This is a genomic window from Sulfurimonas hydrogeniphila (assembly GCF_009068765.1).
In the GTDB taxonomy this organism is placed as follows: Bacteria; Campylobacterota; Campylobacteria; order Campylobacterales; family Sulfurimonadaceae; genus Sulfurimonas; species Sulfurimonas hydrogeniphila.
Genome location: NZ_CP035534.1, coordinates 1,099,994 through 1,125,353, shown reverse-complemented (window position 1 = coordinate 1,125,353; position 25,360 = coordinate 1,099,994). Strand labels below are relative to the sequence as shown.

Sequence of the window (25,360 nt, the reverse complement as noted above, 5' to 3'; positions counted from 1 at the left end):
TTTTAAAAATATGACAGTTTGCAATAAAAATTAGTTTAAAACAAAAAAAGAGCTACTATTGTAAAAATTCTAAATGTACCTTTTACTGAAAAATAGTCTAATAGTTGGACAAAATGTCTTTCTAATAAAGATAAACTGTAGAGAAAGGACATAATGTCTGTCTAGTTCTAAAGGAGTTATTATGCAAATGAAGAAAAAACTACTTGATTTGGTTCGTGAAAAAATTAGATTTAAGCATTACAGTATTAAAACAGAGCAGTCTTATACTGGCTGGATAAAACAGTATATATTTTTTCATAAAAAAAAGCATCCCGTTGAAATGGGCAAGAATGAGATAGAAGAATTTTTAACTTATTTGGCAGTTAAGAGAAAAGTAAGTCCTACTACACAGAATCAAGCTTTTTCTGCACTTTTATTTTTATATACTCAAGTTTTAGATATAGACTTGTCAAATGAAAATATTCAGGCTTTACGAGCACAAGAAAGAAAGCATATACCAGTTGTTTTAACCAAAGATGAAGTACAGAAAATTTTAGAAAATCTGACAGGGATATATCAACTTATAGTATATCTTATGTATGGCTGTGGCTTACGAATGAGCGAAGCATTAAATATAAGGATTAAGGATATAGATTTTGGATTTGATAAACTTTATATATGGAATTCTAAAAGTTTAAAAGATAGAACAGTTCCTCTTCCTCAAGTAATAAAGCAAAGACTTTTTGCACAAATTGACTATGTTAAAGGCATACATGGTAAAGATATAAAGGATGGATACGGCTCTGTATACATGCCTCATGCTTATGAAAGAAAATCTCCAAAAGCAAAGTTTGAAACAAAGTGGCAATATATTTTCCCTATGACTAAAGTCTCAAAAGACCCTCGGAGTGATACGATTAGAAGGCACCATATTCATCCAAAAACATTAGGCAGAAATATAAAAGCAGCAGCACAAAAAGCAAACATAAATAAACGTGTGACTTCACATATATTTCGACATAGTTATGCGACTCATTTACTGCAAGCAGGCATAGATTTAAGAAGTATTCAAGAATTACTTGGGCATAAATCAGTTGAGACACTTAAGTGGTTACACCACACTTTCGCTTTAGCGACGGTGGTATCGGCATTTAGTGCCAGACATGTAGTTTCTGAGATGAACAAAGCAAAACTCATAAGTCCTTTGGACTTTTAAAAAGGCAAAAGAATGATAGAAAGATTTTACTTGAAAGATTATTTGAGTTTTAAAGAAGCGGAGCTTAATTTGCAATCGGGTCTGGTTGTGTTTACCGGTCCCAGCGGGAGCGGGAAGTCTATACTTATGGAGTCTATACTTTCATCGCTCGGAGGTGCGTCTTGTGATGCTTCTGTTTGTGAAGCAAGTGTTACCTGGACGATTGACGAAGAGGAGTGCGGCATTGAAAATGATGATATCAACGTGTTTAAACACATCAAAAAAGAAAAATCACGTTACTTTATTAACAACCAAAGCCTTTCTCGCAAAGCTATCAGTCGGGTTGCATCTCAGTATCTCCGTCATTTGAGTTTAAAAGACTTCAGTGATTTTGAAAATGAAAACCTGCTTGACATTTTAGATAAAAGGGCAGAGAGCAAATCCCAAAAAATTGCGAAGATAAAAGAGTCCTATAAAAAAAGCTTTTTAGAATATCAAGAAGTAAAAAAAGCATTACATGTAATAGAAGAAGAAGAGAGAAAAATTGTTGAGTTAAAAGAGTTTGCAGCGTATGAGATAAAAAAAATAGAAGACATAAACCCTGTTATAGGCGAAGATGAAGAACTGTTGCAAATTAAAAAAGCGCTTTCAAAAAAAGAGAAAGTTTTAGGCAGTATAGAGTCGGCAAATGAGATTTTCAATTACGAGCATTTGGTTTCATCTGCCCTGGATGCTTTGGATGAATCGAGCAGTTTTTTTGATGATGCCATGAATGAGTTGCGAAGTATCTTGGAGAGTTCGCAGGAGCGTTTTAGCGCATTGGATGATGTTGACGTGGAGGAGGTGCTTAACCGTATAGAGGCCTTAAGCGGACTCAAACGCAGGTACGGAAGCATAGAAGAAGCACTGGAGTATAAAAAGCAAAAAGAGCTTGAACTTGTTAAATATGAAAATATTGAAAGTGCAAAAAACGATTTGCATACAAGGTATGAAAAGCTCTCTGCAGAAGTTAAAGAGCTTGCCGATGCATTGAGTTCCTGCCGTGAAAAAGCTTTGCCGGGTTTTGTCAAAGACTTAAATCGCTACTTGCATAATTTGTATTTAAGAGATGCAAAGATCCACATGCGCACAATATCATACAACCTTTACGGACAGGACAAGCTGGAGATTGAACTCAATGACACGGAACTTTCCAAAATAAGTACGGGTGAGTTTAACAGGCTCCGTCTGGCAGTTTTGGCTTTAAAGTCAGAGTTTATGAGCAACAACGGCGGGGTGTTGATGCTGGATGAAATAGATGCGAATCTAAGCGGTGAGGAGTCTATGAGCGTGGCAAAAGTTCTCAAACAGCTCTCTGAACATTTTCAGATATTTGTGATTTCTCATCAGCCGCAACTGACTTCTATGGGAAATCAGCACTTTTTGGTCTATAAAGATGGTAAAATATCAAAAACAAAAGAGCTGAACATGAACGAACGAGTCGATGAAATAGCCAGAATCATCAGTGGAGAAACTGTTTCGAGTGAAGCCAAAAAGTTTGCAAAAGAGCTGTTGGAGGCAAACAGATGTGTTTCGTGATCTCAATTGTAGGACTGTTTTTGGCATACAGTTTTTACAATGCAGGCAATACACTCCTCGCAGGCGGTTCTGTTTTGGTTTCTGTGTTTTTTATATTTTTAATGATACGAAACATATTACATGTAAAGAAGAGAAGAGAAAAGAAAAATGATAATTGACACACATATACATTTGGATGATGACCGGTATGATGAAGATTTGGATGCGGTGTTGGAACGTGCCAGAGAGGGTGGGGTGAAGCGTTTTATCATTCCCGGAGCGGATGTAAGTACTTTGGAAAAAGCTATCAGCATTGCGGAACGCTATGAAGATGTCTATTTTGCCATAGGTGTGCATCCGTATGATATCGAGGGTTTTGATATATCCTATTTTGAAAAGTACGTGGAACATAACAAATGTGTGGCAATCGGTGAATGCGGGCTGGATTACTTTCGTCTTGAAGGCAGTGATGCAGAAAAAGCACAGGAAAAAGAGGCGCAGGCAAAGGTTTTTGCAGCACAGATAGAGTTTGCCAAAAAACACAAAAAGCCTTTGATAGTCCATATCCGCAACGCTTCGCATGATGCAAAAATGCTGCTGCTGGAGCATAATGCAGGTGAAGTGGGTGGTGTGCTGCACTGTTTTAATGCCGACGATGAGCTTTTAAGTTTGGCAAATGAAAACTTCTACTTTGGCATAGGCGGTGTTTTGACTTTTAAAAATGCTAAAAAGCTTGTCAATATTTTACCACGTATACCAAAAGAGAAACTTCTTATAGAAACAGACGGTCCGTATTTGACGCCTACACCACACAGAGGAGAGAGAAACGAACCGCTTTATACAACTCTTGTGGCACAGAAAATGTCAGAAATCTTAGAGATTCCAAAAGAGGAAATAGAAAATTTGACCACAGAAAATGCCCTGAAACTCTTTCATATTTCTTAATATCATAGTGGTTACAACTTTTTTTAATAGAATTTTGGCTAAAATAGCATAAATTAAAATTAAAAAGTTGTCTATGATTAAATATATATTAACCCTGTGTTTCCCGTTTCTTCTTTTGGCGAATTTGACGTATGAATCAAACTACAACAAAGAACTGGCATTGTTGGACTCATTTGATATAGAACCGTCATTTTTGTATGATCCTGTAATGAACAGAATGAAAGCAAAAACATTGTCAAGAGACAAACATTTTTTCAAGGCGATGGAAGATGCCTATCTGTTTATTCCTGCCATTAAGAGTACACTCTCAAAATACAATGTTCCTCAGGAGTTTCTCTATCTTGCCATGGCTGAATCAAATTTTCACACAAAGGCCTATTCTAATAAACGAGCAGCCGGACTGTGGCAGTTTATGCCCGCAACAGGCAAACTTTTTCATCTGAAAATTGACGAGTATGTAGATGAGAGACGCGATTTGATCAAATCAACCGAAGCGGCGGCAAAATACCTTTCGGCACTGCATAAGCGGTTTGGAAAATGGTATTTGGCTGCCATTGCCTATAACTGTGGCGGCGGTGCGTTAAGCAAGGCAATCAGAAAGGCAAAAACAGACAAACTTTCTGTTTTACTCAATCCTAAAAAACACTATATCCCGAGAGAGAGCCGCTACTATATCCGCAAAATTGTTGCCCTTGCCCTGATAGGCAGTGACGAGCAGTATATGCTGCACAGTGAGTATGAGTACCTTTTAAATCGTGCAAACGCCTACTCGATTGCAACCGTGAAACTGCCCCGCGGAGAGTCCTTGGCACGACTCTCAAAACTTATTCATATTCCCTTAAAAGATTTGAAAAAGCTCAACAGACATTTAAAATATGATTTTGTTCCGCCATATGCAGATGGATACGATGTATATATACCGTATATCAAACTCGCAGAATACAAGCAAAAGTATTTTCAGGAACCCATACAGAATATCTACAAGATACATGTAGTCAGACGGGGAGAAAACCTTTCCCGTATTGGCAAAAAATACGGTGTTTCGTACAAGGTGATTAAAGATTTCAACAAACTGCGCACAAACCGTTTACGAATCAAACAAAAGCTTGTCATTCCTATAGCCAAAAACACTAAACACAAAAAATTTCAAAGTACGCATTATTATATGGTAAAAAAAGGTGATTCTTTAGGCTCCATCGCAAGAGCCCATAAAATCAGCATTAAAAACATACGGGCACAAAACAACATCAAAGGATCTTTGATTCGGGTCGGCGAAAGGTTGAAGCTGTATGAATAAAATATTTTTTTTATCGGTGCTTGGTATTACTTTGTTTACAAGCGGATGCAGCACAAGAGGACCGAGCAGCTACATACATCATAAATACTCAAGCCCTGCATACAGTCAGAAAAAATATTCACATCCGACGATGCGTCCTTATGTGGTACACGGAAAACGGTACTATCCGACTGTCGTAAGTGTCGGAGACAGATTCCGAGGCAATGCAAGCTGGTACGGACCGAATTTTCACGGAAAGTTTACATCTAACGGTGAAAGATACAATATGTGGGATATGACAGCTGCACATAAAACACTGCCGATGAATACCATTGTAAGAGTGACCAACAGAAGAAACGGAAAAAGTACGGTGGTTCGCATCAATGACAGGGGGCCTTTTGTCTCGACAAGAATCATAGACCTCTCAAAAGCGGCAGCCTCAAAAATCGATATGATAGGCACGGGAACTGCTCCTGTAACACTTGAAGTGCTTGGTTTTGCAGGAAAAGGCAAAAACAAGATACCAAATAAAAAACAGTTGAAAAAATCACCTAAGAGTGTGGAATTAAGCAGTTTTGCATTGCAGATTGCCTCTTTTTCAAATATAAACGGCGCAATAAGGACACAGGAAAAGTATAACAATACCGACGGATATACAACAGTCATCAAAGATATGCAGACACCAAACGGCAGAATGTTCAAAGTCTGGCTCAAAGGCTTTAAAAGTGAACAAGAAGCAAGAGACTACAAGGCAAACGGCATATTCAAAGGTGCATTTATAGTGAGAGAGGATTAAAAATGATTACAAAAACAAGAACAACCAAAGAGACAGATATAACAGTATCACTCGATATCAACGGTACAGGCAAAAGTAATATTAATACAGGTGTCGGCTTTTTAGACCATATGCTTGAGAGTTTTTCCAAACACTCTCTCATTGATTTGGACCTTACATGTAAAGGGGATACGCACATAGATGACCATCACAGTGTTGAGGATGTGGGCATTGTTTTAGGCTCTGTGCTTGCTCAGACTCTTTACCCTGTAAAAAATATGGAGCGTTTTGGGAGTGCAAACATTGTGATGGATGAGGCCTGTGTCTCCTGCGATTTGGATCTGAGCAATCGTCCTTTTTTGGTCTATGAACTCAGTGTCAGTGGAAAAGTAGGGCAGTTTGATACAGAGCTTGTTGAAGAGTTTTTTCGTGCCTTTGCCTTAAACGCAAGAATAAGCATGCACATTATAGAGTGCCGCGGGAAAAACAAACACCACATTATAGAAGCGGCATTTAAGGCGGTCGCTGTTGCACTCAGACGGGCAACGGCAAAGAATGAGAGAGTCGGCATCCCAAGTACAAAAGATGTTTTATGATTAAACTGATAGTATTGGATGTTGACGGTTGTTTAACTGATGGTAAACTTATATACTCGGCAGAGGGATTTGAAAGCAAAAATTTTAATGTAAAAGACGGACTTGGCATAACAACCTGGATAAAAACGGGAAATCAGGTTGCCATTATAACAGGAAGAAATTCCTCTATCGTTGAAAAAAGAGCCAAAGAACTGGGAGTGCAGCATTTGTACCAGGGTATACGGGACAAAGAGAGTATTCTAAGAAAAATCATTGCTGAACTCGGTCTGGAGTTTTATGAGGTTGGCGTAATCGGCGATGATCTGAATGACTATAATATGCTGCGTCTTGCCGGGAGAAGTTTTACTCCGAGTGACGGGCATGATGCAATTAAAGAACTTGTCAATACAACACTCTCAAAAAGTGGCGGCAATGGTGCGGTAAGAGAGATGATAGATATTTTAGTGAAAGAAAATGACCAAAAAGAAGCATTTTTATCTGTCTGGGTGTAAGGAGTAAAAAATCAATATCAATATATTTTTAACCTTTGTCATTACGCTTTTGCTGATGATATTTTTCATGTTCAAACCTATGGATGTAAAAATACACCATTTTACAGATGTGCCACTCTTTGAATTGAGTGATTTTACGATGTATGAACTTGATACTCACGGATTGGCGACAATTTTACTTGGAAACACCGGAACAAGATACGCTGAGAGATATGAGATAAAAGATATGGACTATACCGACAATTCGAAAAAATATATTGCAAATATGGTCTCTGACCTGGGTGTATATAAAAATGAAATCGTCAAGCTGAGCGGTCATGTTGTCTATGTGCGAGAAGACGGACTGACATTTAAAAGCCAAGAAGCACTTTACAATAAAAAAACAGCAGATGTAGTCAGCAATACAAAATACACTGCCTACCTGAATGACAATGTAGTCATCGGCGACTATATAAAATACAATAACATTACAAAAAAGATTTATTCTAAAAATGTTATTGCTACATATCAATTAAAAGAGGAAAAATAGATGAAATATCTACTTGTGCTAACACTTTTTTTACAGACTCTACTCTTTTCACAAGAGCTTAAAATCAAAGCAGATGAGTTCAGAGGCGACCAGAAAAAAGGTATTTCAGTTTTTACCGGACATGTCAGAATTAAAAAAGTCAATGATGAACTTAACGCCTCCAAGGTTACAGTATATACGGACAAAAACAACAAGCCCACAAAATTTGTAGCTGTCGGAAATGCTTCATTTGTAATAAAAACAGTAGAGGGAGCAAACTACAGAGGTGTTGCACAAAAAGTCGTCTACCTGCCTTTAAAAAAAGAGTATCACTTTTTTGGAAATGTACATCTGCAGCAACTGAACGATAAAAAAGAGATTTTCGGTGATGAAGTTATTTTGCAGGCGATAAGCGGGAAAGCCTATGCCAAAGGTGTTTCAAAAGAGCCTGTCATTATGATATTTGATATAAAAGACGAAAAGGAAAAAAAATGATAGACATTGTTGAGGCAAAGTTTATAACATCGGCTCCGAATGTCAATGCAGCTCCGGAATCCGAAGAACAGAACGAAGTAGTTTTTATGGCACGCTCAAATGTTGGAAAAAGTTCACTGCTCAACGCTTTGACAAATCACAAAGGGTTGGCTAAAGTCTCTTCAACTCCCGGAAAAACAAAGCTTATAAATTATTTTGATGTTACTTTTTTAAACAGAGAATCTTCTGAAAAACTTGTGGCAAAGTTTGTAGACCTGCCTGGTTTTGGCTACGCAAAAGTAGCAAAATCTCTCAAGCATGATTGGGAAAAAAATCTGACAGACTATATAGCCAACAGGGAAGAGATAAAGATTTTTATACACCTTATAGATTGCAGACATCCCCATTTGGAAATAGATACGGCAGTGAGTGATTTTCTTTTTAGCACGGCAAGAGAAAACCAATATATACTGCAAATATTTACAAAAATTGACAAATTAAATCAAAAAGAGCAAAGTGCACTTCGAAAAGAGTTTCCAAATGCTTTAATGGTTTCAAGTGCGAAAAAAAGAGGAATCAATAAAATTGTTCAAGTCATTTATGGAATACTGCAAGAGAAGACAGATGAAGATTGACTACACCAAGGCGAAACTCTCAGATATTGAAAAAATGAGAGATCTGGTACAGCCTGAAGTGCAGAGCGGTATCATTTTAGAAAGAAGCGAGGATGAAATCGCAACAAATATCCGTTCGTATACTTTGGCTTTTATAGCTGATGAACTTGTCGGTTTTGCGGCACTCCACATCCACACAAGATATCTTGGCGAAATACGCTCTTTGGTTGTAAAAGAGGGGTTTCGGGGACAGAAAATAGGAGAAAACCTGGTTGAGTGCGCTGTTGATGAGGGCAGAGCACTCGGTCTTCAAAAAGTACTGAGTCTCACCTACAAGCAATCTTTTTTTGAAAGACTGGGATTTGTGGAAATTCCAAAAGAGTCCCTTCCCGAACATAAAATTTGGGCCGATTGTATTAAATGTAAACACTTTCCGATATGCAACGAAGTATCTCTCATCAAAAACCTGTAATCTCACTCTTTTATATAGTGCTTTTTGTACTGTATGACAGTTTGGGCACTATTTATCCGTTTTTGCCGCCAATGCTGACACTTCTGTATGTACTTTTTGCCCGTGCACTTGACAATGATGACACACTCTCTGTTTTTGTTGTTGTGCTGTGTCTTGTTGTTTTTGAAGCCAACTACGGATATATGCTTTTGAGTGCAGTTGTCTATTTTTATGTATTGTATAAATTTATTATGCCTCAAATCACCAAAAATTCCAACTGTTCAGTTTGTATTCGAGCACTGACAGCCATCCTTGTCTATCTTGGTTATTTTCTTTTTCTGACACTGTTGTCAAATATTTTTTTATTGCCGCAGCCAAATATAAATTACTATATAATTTACTATATAGTAATTGAATTCTTTTTAATAGGTCTCTTATGAAAATAAAATTTATTATTTTTGTGTTTGTATCAATCTGGCTGGCACTTATAGTGCGCGTTTTCTATCTGGCCGTTGAATCAAACAGTTACTACAGCAGGCTTTCATTGCAAAACACCATCAAACATGAGCAGATAGCACCTGTCAGAGGTGAGATAGTAGACAGATACAATCGACCTGTAGCTATTAACAAACTTGGATTTAAAATCCAAATTGCACCTCATTTGCTCTTGAAAAAACATAAAAACGAATTTAATGACACCGTCTCTTTTTTAAAAAAAGCACTGCCTGATTTAGACAAAGAAAAAATTATTAAAAACTACAGAAAAAAAGACTCATACTATAACCACAACTTCATAGATGTTGTCCATTTCATACCATATGAAAAAATGATGCCGGTATATTCTATGCTGAACCTGCGAAAAAACATTAAAATTCTTCCGGCACCCAAAAGATACTATCCGTATAAAAATATTGCTGCACATATGATAGGCTATGTTTCTCGTGCAAACCAAAAAGATATTGACAAAGACCCTCTGCTTGATCTCATAGGCTATACCGGAAAAACAGGTCTTGAAAAATACTATAATTCTTACCTGCAGGGTACACCTGGAGTAAAAGAGATAAAAGTCAATGCCAACAATCGGGAAGTGGAGGAGTTAAGTTATAAAAGTCCTGATGAGGAGAGAAAACTGAAACTTACGCTTGATATGGAGTTGCAAAAGTACATCTCAAAGCTTTTTGAAGGCAAGGTAGGTGCTGTAATTGTTATGAATGTTGACGGTTCCATTTTAGCTGCGGGCAGTTATCCAAATTATGACTTAAATATTTTTGTTTCCGGAATGTCCTATAAAATGTATGATGAACTCTCATCAAGTCTTGATCACCCTTTTACAAATAAAATGACACACGGTTTGTATCCGCCAGGTTCGACCATTAAACCTCTTTTGGGGCTTTTATATATCACTACGGACTTGAATGAATACTGGAGTGTTGACTGCCGCTCAAACCTGAAGTTAGGCGGAAGAACGTTTAGATGCTGGAAGAAAAAAGGGCACAGACACACCAACATCACAAAAGCAATACGGGAGAGTTGTGATGATTTTTTCTATAAAGGAAGCCTGGTACTGGGCAATAAAAAAATGAGTGCCGGCTTAAAACGCTATGGTTTTGGTAAAAAAACAGGTATAGATTTGCCCAATGAATTTATAGGTGTTGTTCCCTCCCGTGAATGGAAGCTACGAAAATACCATAAAATATGGAATATAGGCGAAACGGCAAATATGGCAATCGGGCAGGGTGATTTTCTTGTAACGCCTATACAGATTGCCAGAGAAACAGCGCTTATGGCAACCGGAAAGCTGCCTACTCCACATTTTGTTTCTTTGATTGGAGATAAAAAGTATAAAAGCAGCTACAAAAATGTGTTGAACAAAGTGGAATTGAAAAAACTTCCTATTATCCAAAAGGCGATGTATCAGGTATGTAATTCTCCTCACGGAACGGCCACGAATTATTTGCATGTAAAAGTAAAAATAGCAGGCAAAACAGGAACGGCACAGGTCATAGGTATAAAACAGGATATTTTAAAAAGAAAGAAGGAACATGAACTCTCTTACTACAAGAGATCACATGCCTGGTTTACAACTTATGGACCGTATAAACATCCTCAGTATGTTGTAACTGTTATGGTAGAACACGGCGGACACGGCGGACATGCAGCGGGTTCTATTGTTTCTGACATATACAACAGGCTTTTAGAACTTGGGTATATCAAGAAAAAATAATTTTATGCAAAAGAATTTTGAATAAACAGTGCTAAAATTATAAGCAAAAAAATGCCTCCGGCTTTGTTGTACAGCTTGTTTGCCAAAACAAACAAAAGCGCTATGGAGGCTGCAGCAAGAATAAGCATGTCAAATTTTGTAGCTGCCAGATTTACACTCAGCGGATTCAAAAGAGCCGCACCTCCTAAAACCATAGAAAAATTGGCTACATTTGAACCTATGATATTTCCTATACTCATCTCGGCATTGCCTTTTTTTACGGCGACAAGAGAGACGACAAGTTCAGGCAGAGAAGTACCCAAAGAGATTAAAAACAGACCGATAATCCACTCACTTACATGTAAACTTCTTGCTATATTTGTACCGCTCTCTACAACAAAGTTAGCGCCTCCGATTGTTAAAACAAAACCAACACCCAACAGTAGAGCACTTTTTAGCCAATTAAATTTTTCTTTGACCAAATCTTCATCTATCTCGCCTTCAAGCTCTTCTTTGTTGCTTGAAAACAAAAATATGATATATGAAACCATCATAAGTAAAAACAAAGCACCGTCAATGCGGCTGATCTTTCCGTCGAGCGTCATAATAAAAAAGATTACCAGAGGCACAATAACCCAGGCACTGTCTTTTGAGAAGAGATCCCTGTCCGGATTCATGGATTTCGCAATCATAAAAACAATACCCAGTACCAAAGTGATATTAAAAATGACACTTCCTACGACATTGGCAACGGCCATATCGCTTTTTCCGTGTGCCGATGCCACCATAGAAGCTGCCATTTCCGGCAAAGAGGTGCCAAAAGCCACCAAAGTCGCACCGATGACAAAGTGTGAAATGTTAAAGTGCAGTGCAATCCGTTCTGACTCTTTAATGATAAAATCAGCCCCGTAAATCAAAGCGGCCATTGCCGAAATAAATATAATATAATCCATTGTTAAGTACCTATCCCTGTGTTCTTACTATTAAACTTTTCGGAAGATGAAACTCATTAATGAGCCGTTCTTCTTCTTCTCGCATTTGACCATTATCTGTTTCATGATCATATCCAAGGAGATGTAAAAGTCCGTGTATAAAAAGGAGTGTAAATTCATCTTCTTGTGTATGCTTGAACTCTGTAGCTTTTTCACGTACAAAATCATAAGAAACAACTATGCTTCCAAGTGGACTCATAGGCATCTCTTCATAGGGAAAACTGAGCACATCGGTTGGTTTGTCTATGTTTCTATACTCTTTGTTTATTTGCCGTATCTCATCATTTGCAGTAATGACAAGTTCTATGTCTTTATCTGTCATACTTAAAGCAATTTTTTGGAGCAGCGTGTTGTTTACTTCAAAAGAAGTTTTGTTGTCAATATCTATCATAAGTGGAATTATAGCAGATGAGAAAACATCTGCCAAGAAAGAGGAGAAATTCAGCCTGTAATATTAAGATTGCTTCCTACACCGGTTTTTTGTGCAGTCATTTGTTTGGATTGCTCCTGAGCAGCCTGAATGATTTTTTCTATCTGCTGCGCCTGTACATCCTGCGCTTTTTTCATAATATCTGTTTGTCCCAGCCCTGATGAAGTTTGTGTTGAAGATGATACTTCCATAACTTCCTCCTTGTTTGAAATACTAAAGTATATAACACTTATGGTAAAATTGTACCATGAAAAAAGAAAATAACACAAATAAAAAAGCTGTTTGCATCATGAGCGGAGGCATGGATTCTACGTTAAGCGCCTATATGATGAAGAATCAAGGCTATGAAGTTATAGCAGTTCATTTTAATTATGACCAAAGAACACAGGCAAAAGAGCTTGCATGTTTTGAAAATATATGTCAAAGTTTACATGTAAAGCAAAAGTATATTTTAGATTTGGATTTTTTTAAACAACTTGGTGCTTCTGCACTGACAGACATAAACATAGAAGTACCTACAGGCGGAGTAGAAGAGGGTGTTCCTGTAACGTATGTACCGTTTAGAAACGGCATATTTCTCTCTATGGCCGCAGCAATAGCTGAAAAAGAGGGTGCAGAGGTTATCAGTATAGGCGTTGTTGAAGAGGACAGCAGCGGGTATCCGGATTGCAGGGAAGAATATATACAGGCTATGCAAAAAGCAATCAATCTAGGCACAAAAGATGACACAAAGATAGAAATAAAAATGCCGCTGGTGCACCTCAAAAAATCACAAATTGTAGAAGAAGCCCTAAAACTGAATGTTCCTTTGGAACTGACATGGAGTTGCTATAAAAACGAAGACAAGGCCTGCGGTGTGTGCGACAGCTGCAGACTCCGTTTAAACGGCTTTGAAAAAGCAGGCGTGAGCGACCCGATTCCCTATGCATAAAACGGTTACATGTAAAGAGCTTACGGCACAGCTTGTATATGCTCCAAAACTTAAGCACAGTTACATACAGATAAAGCATGATTCAAGTATTATCATAAAAACGCCATACAGGCAAAAAAAGTATGCGATAGAGTTTTTTCAGGATAAAGAGTCCTGGATTCGAAAACAGTTACATAAAAATTCTCTGCGCAAGCCTTTACATGTAAACCTGGAGGATGAAGTGCTGCTGTTTGGTGAAATCTACAGTATAGACAGTGATGAAGCGCATTACCTGCGAAAAAAACTGCAGCGCTTGCAAACATCAGACAAGACAAAAGTTCTGTCTGCATATGATAATTTTTATACATATACAGCCAAAGAGTATCTGCCTCAGAGAGTAGACTATTTTGCCCAGATAATGCAACAGGAATACAAAACTTTAAAATTCAGAAAGATGAAAAGCCGGTGGGGAAGCTGTAGCTCTGCAAAAATCATTACATTCAACACCCAACTGATAAAAGTACATAAAGAGCTGATAGATTATGTAATAGTCCACGAACTTGCACATCTTGTTCATATGAACCACTCAAAAGATTTTCATGACCTCGTTGGAAAATACCTGCCTCACGCAAAAGTACTCAGAAAAAAACTGAAAAACATTTCTCTATCTTTGTAAATATTCCTGATGATACTTGCTTGAAGGCGACCAGAGCATCCATCCGTTTGTTCCTATATCCTCTGCAGCTTTGATTTGTGCCTGTATCTCTTCTCTCTTATACGCTTTTCTTGAAGATGTATAATCTTTAAAATACTGCAGCCATGGGCGGACTCTATTGCTTGGAATTCTGTCTTGAATCTTTTTTATACTTCGATATACAACCTCATAGGGGTGTTTAGCCGGATATTTAAAATAAAAAGAGCCGCTTGAAAAGCCTGAAGGGTAGAGCATCGGACATAAGTAGTCTGCGTAATTTGCCAGTGATGTAACAGTCTGTCCTATGCCGTTGTCATCCTTTGCCCAGCAAATATTTCCATAGGTGTCAACAGAGATAAAAACACCGTATTTTTTTAATCTTCTCTGTGCCTCTTTCAAAAAACCCTCTATTGCTTTTATCCGGTTTGGTTGCGTGCATTGTCTGCAAAACTGCAATCCTTTTTTTGCAGGAAAACGGATATAGTCAAAATTGATTTCATCATAGCCGACCTTTGCAGCTTCTTCGGCAATAGATATGGCATAATTATGCGCACGTTTGTCAAAAGGGTCCACCCAGGCCATATTGTCATGATTTCTCCATATTTTTTATTTTTTTTGATGGCGTAGTCAATATTGTGAGAAGCCTGCAGTTCATCTTTAAAGGTTACAATTCTGGCAATGGTATAGATATGCCGCTCTTTCATAGTTTTTATAAATTTTTTAATATCTCTGTTCGTACGCTGCTTGTAGGCACCATACTCATTGGCCTGCTTGAATCCAGTCCAAAACTGGGTAGAACCGTATTCGTTTTTAACATCTACCACCACAGCATTTGCCTCGGTTGTCTCTATGAGATGGAGTATTTTTTTTAACGTACCGGAGTTGTTGCTGGCACCCCAGAAGGTTAAGTAGAGTGCTTTTACATGAATGGGTTCAAGTTTCAATGTTGTTGTGTTTGTATCAGATGTAAACGTATAAGGTCTGTATCCATAGGCTTTGATATGGTATCTGTTTTCTTTTGAAGCTATAAAGAACGAACCGTTTTCGTCACTTCTGACACTGTTTTTTGAGTCACTGATGAAAGCAGATGCTATAGGTCGCAAAGTGTGTATATCTACAATAGTTCCACCAAAAGAGGCAAAAAGCAGGGATGAAAACAAAAATAATAAAAATAGCAGTTTTTTCAAGAAAATCCCTTTAGGTAATTTTTTTTGCAATCTTACTATAGATTAAGCAAACAGAGGACAATTGCGCTTTGTTTGCAGACAGCGATTTTAATGTGATATTAAATTTAGTTAAAGTACAATGTACTAAACACAACATCATTATAGAATATATTAATAAATGTTTGAGTGCCACAATCTAGAGCAAGTCAAAAAATTTATAAAGGTTCCTGCAATGTTAACGGAAATAAAAGTTTTATCAGAACAGACAAAAGAGATACGTGTACTTTATGTAGAAGATGAAAGAACTGTTAGAGAACAAACTATAATGATATTTGATATACTGTTTCAAAGTGTAGATGTTGCAGTTGATGGTGAAGACGGTTGGCAAAAATATCAAAACTCTCAGTATGATATTGTATTTACAGATATCAGCATGCCAAAAATGGATGGATTGAAGTTAACCAAACTCATTAAAGAAAACAATCCTATGCAAAAAGTTGTAATCATCTCCGCATATAACATCACAGACTATCTGCTTAAAGCCATAGAACTTGGCGTAGACGGTTTTCTTTTAAAGCCTATAAAAATGGATAAAACGGTATTGCTTATTAGAAAATTAGCTGAAAGTATTCTAGCCGGCAGAATGATGCAGGGTTACAGAAAAAAGCTTGAAGAGGAAATAAATACAAAAACACAAGTTATACATCAGCAGACAGTAACCGATAAATTAACCGGTTTGCAAAATCGTTTTGCTTTAAACAAAGCATTAAAAAACACAGAAACCGATACAGTGCTTATTTTGCTAAATATCGATAACTTTGACAGCATTAATGTAGTATATGGTTATGAAATCGGTGATAAGAGTATTGTTTTTTTAGCAAAATTATTGACAAAAAACAGACCTCCTCATTCGAGTCTATTCTACTTGGGAAATGACGAATTTGCTCTTACATGTAAACTGAACGAGAATGCACTTATGGCATATGCAAAAAAATTACAAAACATTATAGCCGAATCTGTTATAAAACTGTATGACATTGATATTAAATTTACTGTAACCATGGCTATTGCCAAAGGAGATGACAAGCTCCTGAAACATGCATACATTGCACTAAAAGAAGCAAAAAAACAAGGAAGAAATATCATTAAAATATATTCTCAGGACCTGCTGATTGAAAAACTTCAAGCTCAAATACAAAAATATTCTCCGATTATAAGAGATGCAATTAAAAATGACTGTGTTGTTCCTTACTTTCAGCCTATTGTTGACAATAAAACGCATAAAGTTTACAAATATGAATGTCTTGCAAGAATAGTAAATGCCGAAAAAACCTATTCTCCATTTGAATTTATTAATATAGCTGAAATTATAGGACTTATTCCAGAAATTACAAAAATTATGATAGACAAATCATTTCAGATTTTTAAACATAATAAATTTGATTTTTCAATTAATATTACGGAAAGAGATTTACATAACAACTATTTAAAAGAGTATTTTTTAAAAAAACTTTTACAATACAATATTGAACCTTCCCGTGTTATCTTAGAAGTGCTCGAAGGTATTAGTGCTACAGGAGCTCAAAATTCTTTGGAACAGTTAATGGAATTGAAAAATATCGGTTTTAGTATTGCCATAGATGATTTTGGTGCCCAAAATTCTAATTTTGAAAGGGTGCACGCTATGAATATAGATTTTATAAAAATTGATGGCAGTTTTGTAAAAAATATTGATACAAATGCAAAAAGTTACTCTATTGTTAAAACTATGACTGATTTTGCCAAAAGTATCGGTGCAAAGGTTATAGCAGAGTATGTTCATTCGCAAGAGGTTGCCTATACTGTAGAAACACTGGGAATTGAATATTCGCAAGGCTATTATTTTTATGAACCTAAACCGCACTTATCTACTGAAGATACTGCAAAGGACACAAATCATGAAAACATATAATTATCTTATAAGTGAAGATAATTTGTCTGAAATCTTTAGTGAAGATTATGAAGAAATTATACAGGGCAACGCTATTCTTATACAGGTTTTTTCAGGACAAAACAAACGAAGATTTGAAGAAATTTTGAGATTTTTATCATCAAAATTTAAAAATGCCAAAATTATAGCTTCCTCCACCGATGGAGAAATTTTTGAAAATAAAATTTTTCAATTCACAACAGTTGTTTCTGTGTCAATATTTGAAACAACCTGTTTGCATCTGGCATATACACAAATAGATTCTGATTTTGATAACGGTGTAAAACTTGCAAAAGAGCTTGTAACACCAAGAACAAAACTACTCATTGTCTTTGCTGACGGTTTATTGTGTAATGGAGAAGAGTTTTTAAACGGTATCTATTGTGTTGCACCGCATGTAAAAATTGCCGGTGGGCTTTCCGGTGATAATGCAAAATTTGACAACTGCTACATTGGCTTGCAAAATAAACTGTATGATAAAGGTGCAGTAGCGGTTGCATTGGATTCTGACATGTTACATGTAACGAGTTTATATCATTTTGGCTGGAACAAAGTAGGGCGTCAACATGTTATTACCAAGTCAGAAAAAAACAGAGTTTACACGATAGATAATATGACAGCAGTTGATTTTTATAAAAAATATTTAGGTTCAGACGTAACTGACAATTTGCCTGTTACCGGAATAGAATTTCCTCTGATTACAACAAAAAACGGGGTTGATGTTGCAAGAGCTATCACGACCAAGCATACAGACGGCAGCTTAAGCTTTGCCGGAAATTTATTAGAAGGAATGAAAATATATTTTGGTGTCGGAGATGCTGAAAAAATAGTAATGAACCCAGTCAAAGTTTCCAATATCAATGTTGAGACTTTTTTTATATACTCCTGTATGGCTCGTCGCCGTTTTATGTCTGGCTTAACAGAAGATGAAATTATGCCCTTTGCAGATTTGGCACCGACAAGCGGATTCTTTACTTATGGCGAGTTTTATACAGAAAAAAAACCGGAGCTGTTAAATGAAACATTAACCGCTATAGCTTTATCTGAGTCCAATGTTATATCTGAAACTAATCATCAAATAAATTTTCTTGATAAAAAAGATGAAGATTTCAGATCAAAAAAGAAAACCTATGCTGCTTTAATGCATATATTGGATGTTACAACAAAAGAGTTGCAAGAAGAAAACAATAAACTTCAAATATTAAAAAAAGAGTTAGAAGCAAAAAACAACACCCTTGCTCATATACAAGAGATATCGCATATAGGCAGTTGGGAATTAGATCTAAAAACCAATAAAATCACATGGTCAAAAGAGAGTTTTAAAATTTTTAACAGAGATATTTCTCTTGGAGAACCTAGTTACCTTGAGTTTGTAAATATGGTTTTAGAAGAAGACAGAGCTCAGCTAATGCAGGCACAAAAAGCATTAAATGATGGCTCTGTTCACAGCATGGAAATACGACTCAAAAGAGAAGACGGAAAAATAATTACACTTTTTGAAAGTGCAAAAATGGTATTTGAGAATAATAAACCGATAAAAATCATAGGAACATCTTTAGACTTGACTGATATAAAAGTAAAAGATAATATTATTTCTCAACAGTCAAAACTTGCACAGATGGGTGAAATGATAAATATGATAGCGCATCAATGGAGACAGCCTTTGAATGCAATTAGTGCATCTGCAATTCAGCTTAGTATGCAAAATGATATGAATATTATAACAAGCGAGAAAATAAGTGAAACAACTCTTTTTATAGAAAACATGGCGCAAGAAATGTCAAATACCATTAATGATTTTATGAATTTCACAAAACCTGTCAATGAAAAAGAATTGATAAAAATAGAACAGGTTATAAGTGATATTTTACATTTAATGGGGGCACAGCTTAAAAATCACAATATTGATTTTTTAACAGATGTAGAGGAGGGATTAGCACTTTTCACCTACAGAAAAGATTTAGAGCATGTTTTAATTAATTTTATTTCAAATGCCCGAGATGCTTTTGAAGAACATGAAAATAAACATAAAAAGATTATATTCAAAGCATTTAGGGAGAATAATACATGCACTGTAAAAGTCATAGATAATGCAGGAGGCATAAAACCTGCTATAATAGAGAGAATTTTTGAACCTTATTTTACAACAAAAGAGCAGGGTAAAGGAACAGGTCTGGGGCTTTATATGAGTAAAAAAATAATCAAAGAAAATCTTAATGGTGATATATATGTACACAGTTTACAAGACGGATCTGAATTTACGATTATATTAGGATGCGAAAGTGAATGATAATCTAAAAATTTACACTAGCTTAAATATACTCTGTGTTGAAGATGATACAAATGTTATGGATATTTACACAACGCTCTTTTCTATGCTTTTTAAAAATGTATATACAGCATATAACGGTGCTGAGGGCTTGAATGTGTTTCAAAAGAAACAAGTTGACATCGTATTGACAGATTACTCTATGCCCGTAATGAACGGTTTGCAAATGAGTGAAAAAATAAGAGAATGTGATGCCGGTATCCCCATTATTTTATTGACTGCCTTAGAAAGTTTGGAAATGTTACGCACTGCAATTGATCTTCGTATTACAAGTTTTATAAAAAAACCGATTTCATCAAAGTCAATTTTTTCTACTTTGGAGTTTGTTGCAAAATCAGTACTTGCAGACAGACTGCTGATGCAGGCACAACAGCAAAAACTCTGTTACTCTAATTATCAGGAAACTTTAACCTATCAAAAAGAGACAACAATTATAAAAAATGACCTGCAGGAAAATAAAAATTTTTTACACTTTACATGTGAAGTTTTTTATCAACCAAAAGATATTTTAAGCGGGGACAGTTATATTATAAGAAAGATTTCAGATGATGGATATTTTATGTTTTTGGTTGACGGTATGGGAAAAGGAATATCGGCAGCTGTTACAGCCATGCTGTGCAGTGCATCTGCGAACAACATAATAAATCAAATGATAAAAAACAAAAATTTTTCTTTAACACAACTCATAAAACAGCTTTTGGAGTTTATCGCGCCGAATTTACTTGAAGAAGAGGTTATCTGTGCAACTTTTCTCTATTTTAGCAGTAAAGAGAGACTGGAATATGCTATGTTTTCCATGCCTGCGATTTTATGTATAAAAGATGACAGCAATGATGTTGCAAAAATAAAATCGAACAATCCTCCTTTGGCAAGCTATACAAAAAGTGTAAATACTGCAATCCTTGATATAAAAAAAATATCCAAGATACTTGTTTTCAGTGACGGACTCAATGAAAACTCCGTCAGGGATTCTTCGGAATTTTACGGGAAGTACCTTGGAAAAGATTTTAAAGAAGCTAAAGACATCAATGAACTTGAAGCAAAAAGAAAAAAACAGGTTTTTGATCAGGAGGATGATATAACTTACATATTTATACAAAGAGAGGAGTTATCGAACATTTAGAAAATATCCGAGACTCACATCACTCCACTCTTTAGAAAGGTTCAGGTATGCTTTTATAGAGGCATACACTTCGGCAAAATCATTGTTTTTGCTGCTGAGATCATGGATGACTTCCTGAAGTGCTTTTTTCCCGGCTTCGGTTACATCATCCGGAAACTGTGCAAGCGTTACATGTAAACTTTTGAGTTTTTGCAAAGCGTAGATATTCTCATGATGAAATCTCGTTGCCATATTTGCATTCATTTCACTTGCAGCCACTTCAATCATAGACTGATGTTCACTGGCAAGCTTGTTCCATGTATGTTTATTGAATGTTAATTCAAGAACAGAACCCGGTTCATGCCAACCGGAATAATAATAAGGAGCAACTTTATAAAACCCCATTTTAATGTCAAGGGCAGGGCCCACCCACTCTGTTGCATCAATGACACCACGCTCTAAAGAAGTATAAATTTCTCCCGCAGGCAACAAAACAGGATTGACTCCCATGCGTGAAAAAACCTCTCCGCCGAGACCGGGAATTCGCATTTTAAGTCCCTGCATATCAGCCAAAGAGTTTATAGGTTTTCGAAACCATCCGCCCATTTGAATATTTGTGTTTCCGCCTAAAAACGGATAGAGATTATGTTTTGCATAATGTTCTCTCCATAAATTCATCCCATCACCATAGAGCATCCATGAGTTTACTTCTTCAGCGGTAAAACCAAAAGGAATACCACTGTAAAGAGAAAAAGCAGAATTTTTTCCTTTCCAGTAATAGGGACCGGAGTGAAAAGCATCTATCTGCCCGCTGGAACAGGCATCAAAGACAGCCAAAGCAGGAACAAGAACATTTTTAGGATAAATTTTTATCTCCAAACTGCCACCGCTGATGGCATGAAGACGCTGTGCAAACTCTTCAACACCGGTTCCCATTATAGGGAAATGTGCGGGCCAGCTTGTTGCAAGTTTGATAACTGTTTTTTTGTTTTTATTAAAATGAACATTTTTCACAGCATCATTGTGTTTTTTAGGATGTTTTGAATAGTCTATTGCGACATGATTCCCTTCATTACAGCCACCGAGGGCTATAGCTGCAGAAGTGAGTGTTGCGGTACTTAGAAAATCTCTGCGATTCATCTATTTATATTGCATTGTAAAGTATATGTTTACATCTTGCCATGTTTTACCCTGATGAAGAGCATAACATGCCTTGTTGATTGATTTCAAAGACTGCAACATCATAAAATCTGCCAAATCTATTGTCCCTTTTGCATTAACTGTGTTGTTTGCAATACTGTAGCTCATAGGAATATTTAAGGTTTTATTATTCATGTTCAATTGCAATATAAGAGTATTTTTTGTAACATCAATAATTTTTGCTTTAATGCGCTTGACATCTTGAACATTAAAAAACTGTGCAACCAGTTTTGCGTCTCTGCCTTTGTTGCCGCTGTTGACACTCGATGTTTCTATCTCCGCTGTTGCATTTCTTAAAAGAGTAGTAACTGTATCCGCTTTTTGTGTTTTGACTCTGATTTTGTCAAAAACGCCGCTCACACCTTTTTTCGCATATGTTTTGAATGCGGTAAACTTTACTGTCGTGTTTTGCACTTCAAGTGCATAAAGTGAAGCCCCGGCTAAAAGTAACGCTAATATGATTTTTTTCATTTTTTATCCTTTGTAGTTAACTCTTGTAATATACCATTATTTTTTAAAAATCCAAAGTCAGTTGAGTTTGCCTTATTAAAGGTTTTTCCAGTATTGATTTATCTACACCGACTATCAGGGCAAAATGAAAATTGTTTGCCTGTAAAATATTTTTGATTTCATTTTTATTTTTATAAAAAAATAAATTTTTCTGTTTCAGAAGATCAGCATCGAGCCTTTGTTTACATGTAGAGGGAATAATATAAATAATTTTGGCCCAGCTTGCCTGTTTTTGTAAAAAAAGTATTTCATTCTCTATCAAAGAGGTGCTTTTTTCAAATATCAATACTTTGTCACTGGTTCCAAACTCTTTTATCTCAAAACTTTTATTTGTAAAAACTGCTTCAAAATGATCAATCGGCGTAAATTTTCTTAGTCTGAAATTAATTTTCAGCACTTTAAAAAGATAAAGCAGTTGCTCAAGATAGGGCATAAAGAATGGTGAGATAAGTTGTCTTTCATAAAAAACATTGTCATAAATGAAAGATGTTTCAAAAAGTGTCTGTTCAATGATATTGATACTTTGTGCCTTACTTTTTGGCAACTCTTTGATTTTTGTAAATAAATCCGAAGAAGTAAGAGCAGGGCTAAAGAGAAGAGTGGAACCGTTTTCTATATTTGACAACTCTTTAAAGATACTTTTTATATCCCCGTGCAAAGCGATGAAACTCGGTTCTGTAACAACCTGTAAAGCAATTTTGAGAACAATCTCATCACAGGCATATACTGATATCTCTTTAGCGATAAGTTCAAAACGCAAAAGTCGTTTGATTGCGTCTTCCAAATCTTTCACTTTTATCCAGGCTATCTCACTGTCTGTTATCTGCGTAGGCTTGTCAAACACTACACCGTAGGCACCGTTAAAAACAGCATCTTCTATGGAACCTTCATCAAAAGCTATAAAAAGATCACCTCTCTTCACCGCTTTTGCATCAAAAACAATATTGTTAAAATTACTTACAAAGGGAGTATTTACCAGTTCTCCGTGTATAAGTGCTAAAGTATTTTCCAGTCTCATCCAACAGGTGTGCCTGCTTTTTTAGGTTTTTCCGGTCTGATTAGACAAAGACCGTCTTCATCTTTTGCAGCAAGAAGCATTCCTTCACTTATCATTCCCATTAATTTGGCAGGTTTGAGGTTGGCTACAACACACACTTGAGTATTTATCAAATTATCAGGAGAATAAAACTCTTTTATACCGGCAACAACCTGTCTCAAATTCTCTTCGCCTAAATCAATCTGTAATTTTAAAAGTTTTTTACTTTTTGGTACTTCCTCAGCTTCTACAACAGTTCCGACTTTCAGAGATGTTTCAAAAAATTGACCAATTTCAATAAGGTTGTCATTTTCTTTTTTCGTCTCTTTTGTTTGTTTTTTGGAGCTTTGTTCTTTTTTTGTTGCTGTCACAGGTTCTGCCTTTGGCACTTCTTGCATCAAAGGTTCTTCAATTCTAGGAAAAAGAGGCGGCACCTTTTTAATATTAAATAATTTCAACAGTTTTTTCTCTAGTATAAGCTCTTTGTAACTTGCTGTATTTATTTCAAAAGAGAGTGCATCCGCTATGATATTTGTTGTATTTGGCATAACAGGGTGAAGCATTACAGCCGCTTTTGCCAGTATATTTGCAACAACAGCTACAGTAGCGAGTGCTTCGTCTTTTTGTCCGTTTTTCATTTTTACCCATGGTTCATACTCTTGTATAACACCGTTTCCTATTGCAAAAAGTTTCCACAGTTCTTCAAGATATCTGTGTGGTTGCAGATTTTCTAAAAATGTATCAAGAGAATCCAAAATCAGATTCATTTGCTCAATCTCTTTAGAATGGTATTTTTCTACATCTACGCTGTCTATTTGAAAATCAGAATATTTTCCACTCATACCTATGATACGATTGAGCAGATTTCCAAGATCATTCGAAAGTTCAGAGTTTATACGGTCTATAAAAGCACGTTGTGAAAAATCACCGTCTTGGCCAAAAGGAACTTCTCTAAGCATAAAGTAACGGAGATTTTCTACACCATAGGCATCCGCAACTTCTTTTGGAGAAACAACATTTCCTTTTGACTTGCTCATTTTTTCACCGTCTCGTGTCCACCAGCCATGCGCACCGATATGCTTAGGAAGAGGGAGATCCAGACTCATTAAAAATGCAGGCCAGTAAATAGCATGAAAACGAAGAATATCTTTCCCGACAAAATGAACATCAGCCGGCCAATAATTCATAAGTTTTTCATCCGAACCATAACCAAGAGCTGTGATATAGTTTAAAAGTGCGTCAAGCCAAACATACATAACATGTTTGTCATCCCCGATACTTTTAGGCATTTTCACCCCCCAGCTAAACGATGTACGTGTTACAGAAAGGTCACGCAGACCGCCTTTTACAAAATTTACAACTTCATTTGCACGCGAGCGGGGCATAATAAAATCAGGATGACTTGCATAATGTTCCAGCAGCTTATCTTCATAGTTTGAAAGTCTGAAAAAATAGCTCTCTTCCTTTACCACACTTGTCGTTCTTCCGCAGTCAGGGCAAAATTCACTGTCTATAAGCTGTGTTTCGGGAAAAAATGTTTCACAGCTTACACAATAATGACCTTCATAGAAGTCCTTGTAAATATCACCTTTTGCATACATCACTTCAAAAGCTTTTTGTACACCTTTTTTGTGTTCTTCATCAGTTGTTCGTATAAACTTGTCATAACTTATACCGAACTCATCCCAAAGATTCTTAAAAGTCGCACTGATTTCGTCTGCAAACTCCTGTGTAGGTTTTCCTGCTTTTTTTGCAGACTCTTCTATCTTTTGTCCGTGTTCATCTGTTCCTGTCAAAAAGAAAGTATCTTCACCTTTGAGTCTCTCATAGCGTGCCAGAGTATCTGCAATGAAAGTCGTGTAAGCATGCCCGATGTGAGCCTCTCCGTTGACATAGTATATAGGTGTTGTTATGTATTTACTCAATGTATGTTCCTGTTAAATATTTAATGTATTTTA

General features: G+C 36.3%; 26 protein-coding genes and 1 pseudogene. 19 read left to right on the top strand and 8 right to left on the bottom strand.

Annotated elements, in window-relative coordinates:
• Window positions 1-181 precede the first annotated feature (181 nt).
• The 14 genes from ETP70_RS05890 (at window position 182) to mrdA (ending at window position 11,085) form a co-directional block, all read left to right on the top strand.
• Window positions 182-1,195, top strand: coding sequence for an integron integrase (locus ETP70_RS05890; protein WP_151900308.1), 1,014 nt, complete (start codon window positions 182-184; stop codon window positions 1,193-1,195).
• Between the two features lie 12 nt (window positions 1,196-1,207).
• Window positions 1,208-2,752: an AAA family ATPase gene (locus ETP70_RS05885; protein ID WP_151900307.1), complete on the top strand. Its 1,545-nt coding sequence runs from the start codon at window positions 1,208-1,210 to the stop codon at window positions 2,750-2,752.
• Window positions 2,740-2,910 carry a hypothetical protein gene (locus ETP70_RS12385; RefSeq protein ID WP_188110063.1) on the top strand — a complete coding sequence of 57 codons (171 nt, stop codon included), beginning with the start codon at window positions 2,740-2,742 and terminating at the stop codon, window positions 2,908-2,910. The genes ETP70_RS05885 and ETP70_RS12385 overlap by 13 nt, the downstream gene beginning before the upstream one ends.
• Window positions 2,900-3,676, top strand: coding sequence for a TatD family hydrolase (locus ETP70_RS05880; RefSeq protein ID WP_151900306.1), 777 nt, complete (start codon window positions 2,900-2,902; stop codon window positions 3,674-3,676). Before ETP70_RS12385 ends, ETP70_RS05880 begins: the two co-directional genes overlap by 11 nt.
• Window positions 3,677-3,749: 73 nt before the next feature.
• The gene (locus tag ETP70_RS05875) at window positions 3,750-4,973 is read left to right on the top strand and encodes a lytic transglycosylase domain-containing protein (RefSeq protein ID WP_230973323.1); all 1,224 of its coding nucleotides are present in this window, start codon (window positions 3,750-3,752) and stop codon (window positions 4,971-4,973) included.
• Complete coding sequence (locus ETP70_RS05870; protein ID WP_188110062.1) at window positions 4,966-5,748, top strand: septal ring lytic transglycosylase RlpA family protein; 783 nt, start codon at window positions 4,966-4,968, stop codon at window positions 5,746-5,748. The genes ETP70_RS05875 and ETP70_RS05870 overlap by 8 nt, the downstream gene beginning before the upstream one ends.
• Before the next feature lie 2 nt (window positions 5,749-5,750).
• Window positions 5,751-6,323 (top strand): imidazoleglycerol-phosphate dehydratase HisB, encoded by a 573-nt coding sequence (gene hisB, locus ETP70_RS05865; protein ID WP_151900305.1) that lies wholly within the window; start codon window positions 5,751-5,753, stop codon window positions 6,321-6,323.
• Window positions 6,320-6,814, top strand: a complete 495-nt coding sequence (locus tag ETP70_RS05860; RefSeq protein ID WP_151900304.1) for a KdsC family phosphatase — start codon at window positions 6,320-6,322, stop codon at window positions 6,812-6,814. Before hisB ends, ETP70_RS05860 begins: the two co-directional genes overlap by 4 nt.
• Before the next feature lie 55 nt (window positions 6,815-6,869).
• On the top strand, window positions 6,870-7,343 hold the full coding sequence (locus ETP70_RS05855) for an LptA/OstA family protein (protein WP_230973322.1): 474 nt from the start codon (window positions 6,870-6,872) through the stop codon (window positions 7,341-7,343).
• Window positions 7,344-7,817 (top strand): lipopolysaccharide transport periplasmic protein LptA, encoded by a 474-nt coding sequence (gene lptA / locus ETP70_RS05850; RefSeq protein ID WP_151900302.1) that lies wholly within the window; start codon window positions 7,344-7,346, stop codon window positions 7,815-7,817. It begins immediately after the preceding gene.
• Window positions 7,814-8,431, top strand: coding sequence for a ribosome biogenesis GTP-binding protein YihA/YsxC (yihA, locus tag ETP70_RS05845; RefSeq protein WP_151900301.1), 618 nt, complete (start codon window positions 7,814-7,816; stop codon window positions 8,429-8,431). Before lptA ends, yihA begins: the two co-directional genes overlap by 4 nt.
• On the top strand, window positions 8,421-8,882 hold the full coding sequence (locus ETP70_RS05840; RefSeq protein WP_151900300.1) for an N-acetyltransferase: 462 nt from the start codon (window positions 8,421-8,423) through the stop codon (window positions 8,880-8,882). The genes yihA and ETP70_RS05840 overlap by 11 nt, the downstream gene beginning before the upstream one ends.
• Window positions 8,849-9,301: a hypothetical protein gene (locus ETP70_RS05835; protein WP_151900299.1), complete on the top strand. Its 453-nt coding sequence runs from the start codon at window positions 8,849-8,851 to the stop codon at window positions 9,299-9,301. The genes ETP70_RS05840 and ETP70_RS05835 overlap by 34 nt, the downstream gene beginning before the upstream one ends.
• Entirely contained in the window at window positions 9,298-11,085 is a 1,788-nt protein-coding gene (mrdA, locus tag ETP70_RS05830; RefSeq protein WP_151900298.1) for a penicillin-binding protein 2, read from the top strand. The genes ETP70_RS05835 and mrdA overlap by 4 nt, the downstream gene beginning before the upstream one ends.
• 2 nt (window positions 11,086-11,087) lie before the next feature.
• Here mrdA and ETP70_RS05825 read toward each other — a convergent pair whose 3' ends face one another.
• Genes ETP70_RS05825 through ETP70_RS05815 form a run of 3 tightly spaced genes read right to left on the bottom strand, consistent with a single transcriptional unit; the run spans window position 11,088 to window position 12,677 of the window.
• Window positions 11,088-12,017: a calcium/sodium antiporter gene (locus tag ETP70_RS05825; RefSeq protein WP_151900297.1), complete on the bottom strand. Its 930-nt coding sequence runs from the start codon at window positions 12,015-12,017 to the stop codon at window positions 11,088-11,090.
• A 10-nt stretch (window positions 12,018-12,027) separates the two neighbouring features.
• A complete protein-coding gene (ybeY, locus tag ETP70_RS05820; protein WP_151900296.1) occupies window positions 12,028-12,447 on the bottom strand; it encodes an rRNA maturation RNase YbeY in 420 nt (139 codons plus the stop codon).
• Window positions 12,448-12,497: 50 nt separating this feature from the next.
• Window positions 12,498-12,677, bottom strand: coding sequence for a hypothetical protein (locus ETP70_RS05815; RefSeq protein ID WP_151900295.1), 180 nt, complete (start codon window positions 12,675-12,677; stop codon window positions 12,498-12,500).
• A 56-nt stretch (window positions 12,678-12,733) separates the two neighbouring features.
• Between ETP70_RS05815 and queC the strand changes: the two genes are divergently transcribed.
• Together queC and ETP70_RS05805 are read left to right on the top strand one after the other, a co-directional pair.
• Window positions 12,734-13,417: a 7-cyano-7-deazaguanine synthase QueC gene (gene queC / locus ETP70_RS05810; protein WP_151900294.1), complete on the top strand. Its 684-nt coding sequence runs from the start codon at window positions 12,734-12,736 to the stop codon at window positions 13,415-13,417.
• On the top strand, window positions 13,410-14,072 hold the full coding sequence (locus ETP70_RS05805; protein WP_151900293.1) for a M48 family metallopeptidase: 663 nt from the start codon (window positions 13,410-13,412) through the stop codon (window positions 14,070-14,072). Before queC ends, ETP70_RS05805 begins: the two co-directional genes overlap by 8 nt.
• Here ETP70_RS05805 and ETP70_RS12775 read toward each other — a convergent pair.
• Window positions 14,061-15,034 (bottom strand): annotated as a pseudogene (locus tag ETP70_RS12775) (putative glycoside hydrolase). The gene ETP70_RS05805 and the pseudogene ETP70_RS12775 overlap by 12 nt on opposite strands.
• Window positions 15,035-15,488: 454 nt before the next feature.
• On the opposite strand from ETP70_RS12775, the gene ETP70_RS05795 reads away from it, so the two are divergent.
• Genes ETP70_RS05795 through ETP70_RS05785 form a run of 3 tightly spaced genes read left to right on the top strand, consistent with a single transcriptional unit; the run spans window position 15,489 to window position 20,677 of the window.
• Window positions 15,489-17,207: an EAL domain-containing protein gene (locus ETP70_RS05795; RefSeq protein ID WP_188110061.1), complete on the top strand. Its 1,719-nt coding sequence runs from the start codon at window positions 15,489-15,491 to the stop codon at window positions 17,205-17,207.
• On the top strand, window positions 17,194-19,515 hold the full coding sequence (locus ETP70_RS05790; RefSeq protein WP_188110060.1) for an FIST N-terminal domain-containing protein: 2,322 nt from the start codon (window positions 17,194-17,196) through the stop codon (window positions 19,513-19,515). The genes ETP70_RS05795 and ETP70_RS05790 overlap by 14 nt, the downstream gene beginning before the upstream one ends.
• On the top strand, window positions 19,508-20,677 hold the full coding sequence (locus tag ETP70_RS05785; RefSeq protein WP_151900290.1) for a fused response regulator/phosphatase: 1,170 nt from the start codon (window positions 19,508-19,510) through the stop codon (window positions 20,675-20,677). The genes ETP70_RS05790 and ETP70_RS05785 overlap by 8 nt, the downstream gene beginning before the upstream one ends.
• Here ETP70_RS05785 and ETP70_RS05780 read toward each other — a convergent pair.
• The 4 genes from ETP70_RS05780 to metG are packed head-to-tail and all read right to left on the bottom strand — an operon-like array spanning window position 20,663 to window position 25,327.
• Window positions 20,663-21,796, bottom strand: coding sequence for a TRAP transporter substrate-binding protein (locus ETP70_RS05780; protein ID WP_151900289.1), 1,134 nt, complete (start codon window positions 21,794-21,796; stop codon window positions 20,663-20,665). The genes ETP70_RS05785 and ETP70_RS05780 overlap by 15 nt on opposite strands.
• Window positions 21,797-22,327, bottom strand: a complete 531-nt coding sequence (locus ETP70_RS05775) for a YceI family protein (protein WP_151900288.1) — start codon at window positions 22,325-22,327, stop codon at window positions 21,797-21,799. It abuts the gene before it with no gap.
• A 43-nt stretch (window positions 22,328-22,370) separates the two neighbouring features.
• The gene (locus ETP70_RS05770; RefSeq protein ID WP_151900287.1) at window positions 22,371-23,384 is read right to left on the bottom strand and encodes a hypothetical protein; all 1,014 of its coding nucleotides are present in this window, start codon (window positions 23,382-23,384) and stop codon (window positions 22,371-22,373) included.
• A complete protein-coding gene (metG, locus tag ETP70_RS05765) occupies window positions 23,381-25,327 on the bottom strand; it encodes a methionine--tRNA ligase (RefSeq protein WP_151900286.1) in 1,947 nt (648 codons plus the stop codon). The genes ETP70_RS05770 and metG overlap by 4 nt, the downstream gene beginning before the upstream one ends.
• Window positions 25,328-25,360 lie beyond the last annotated feature (33 nt).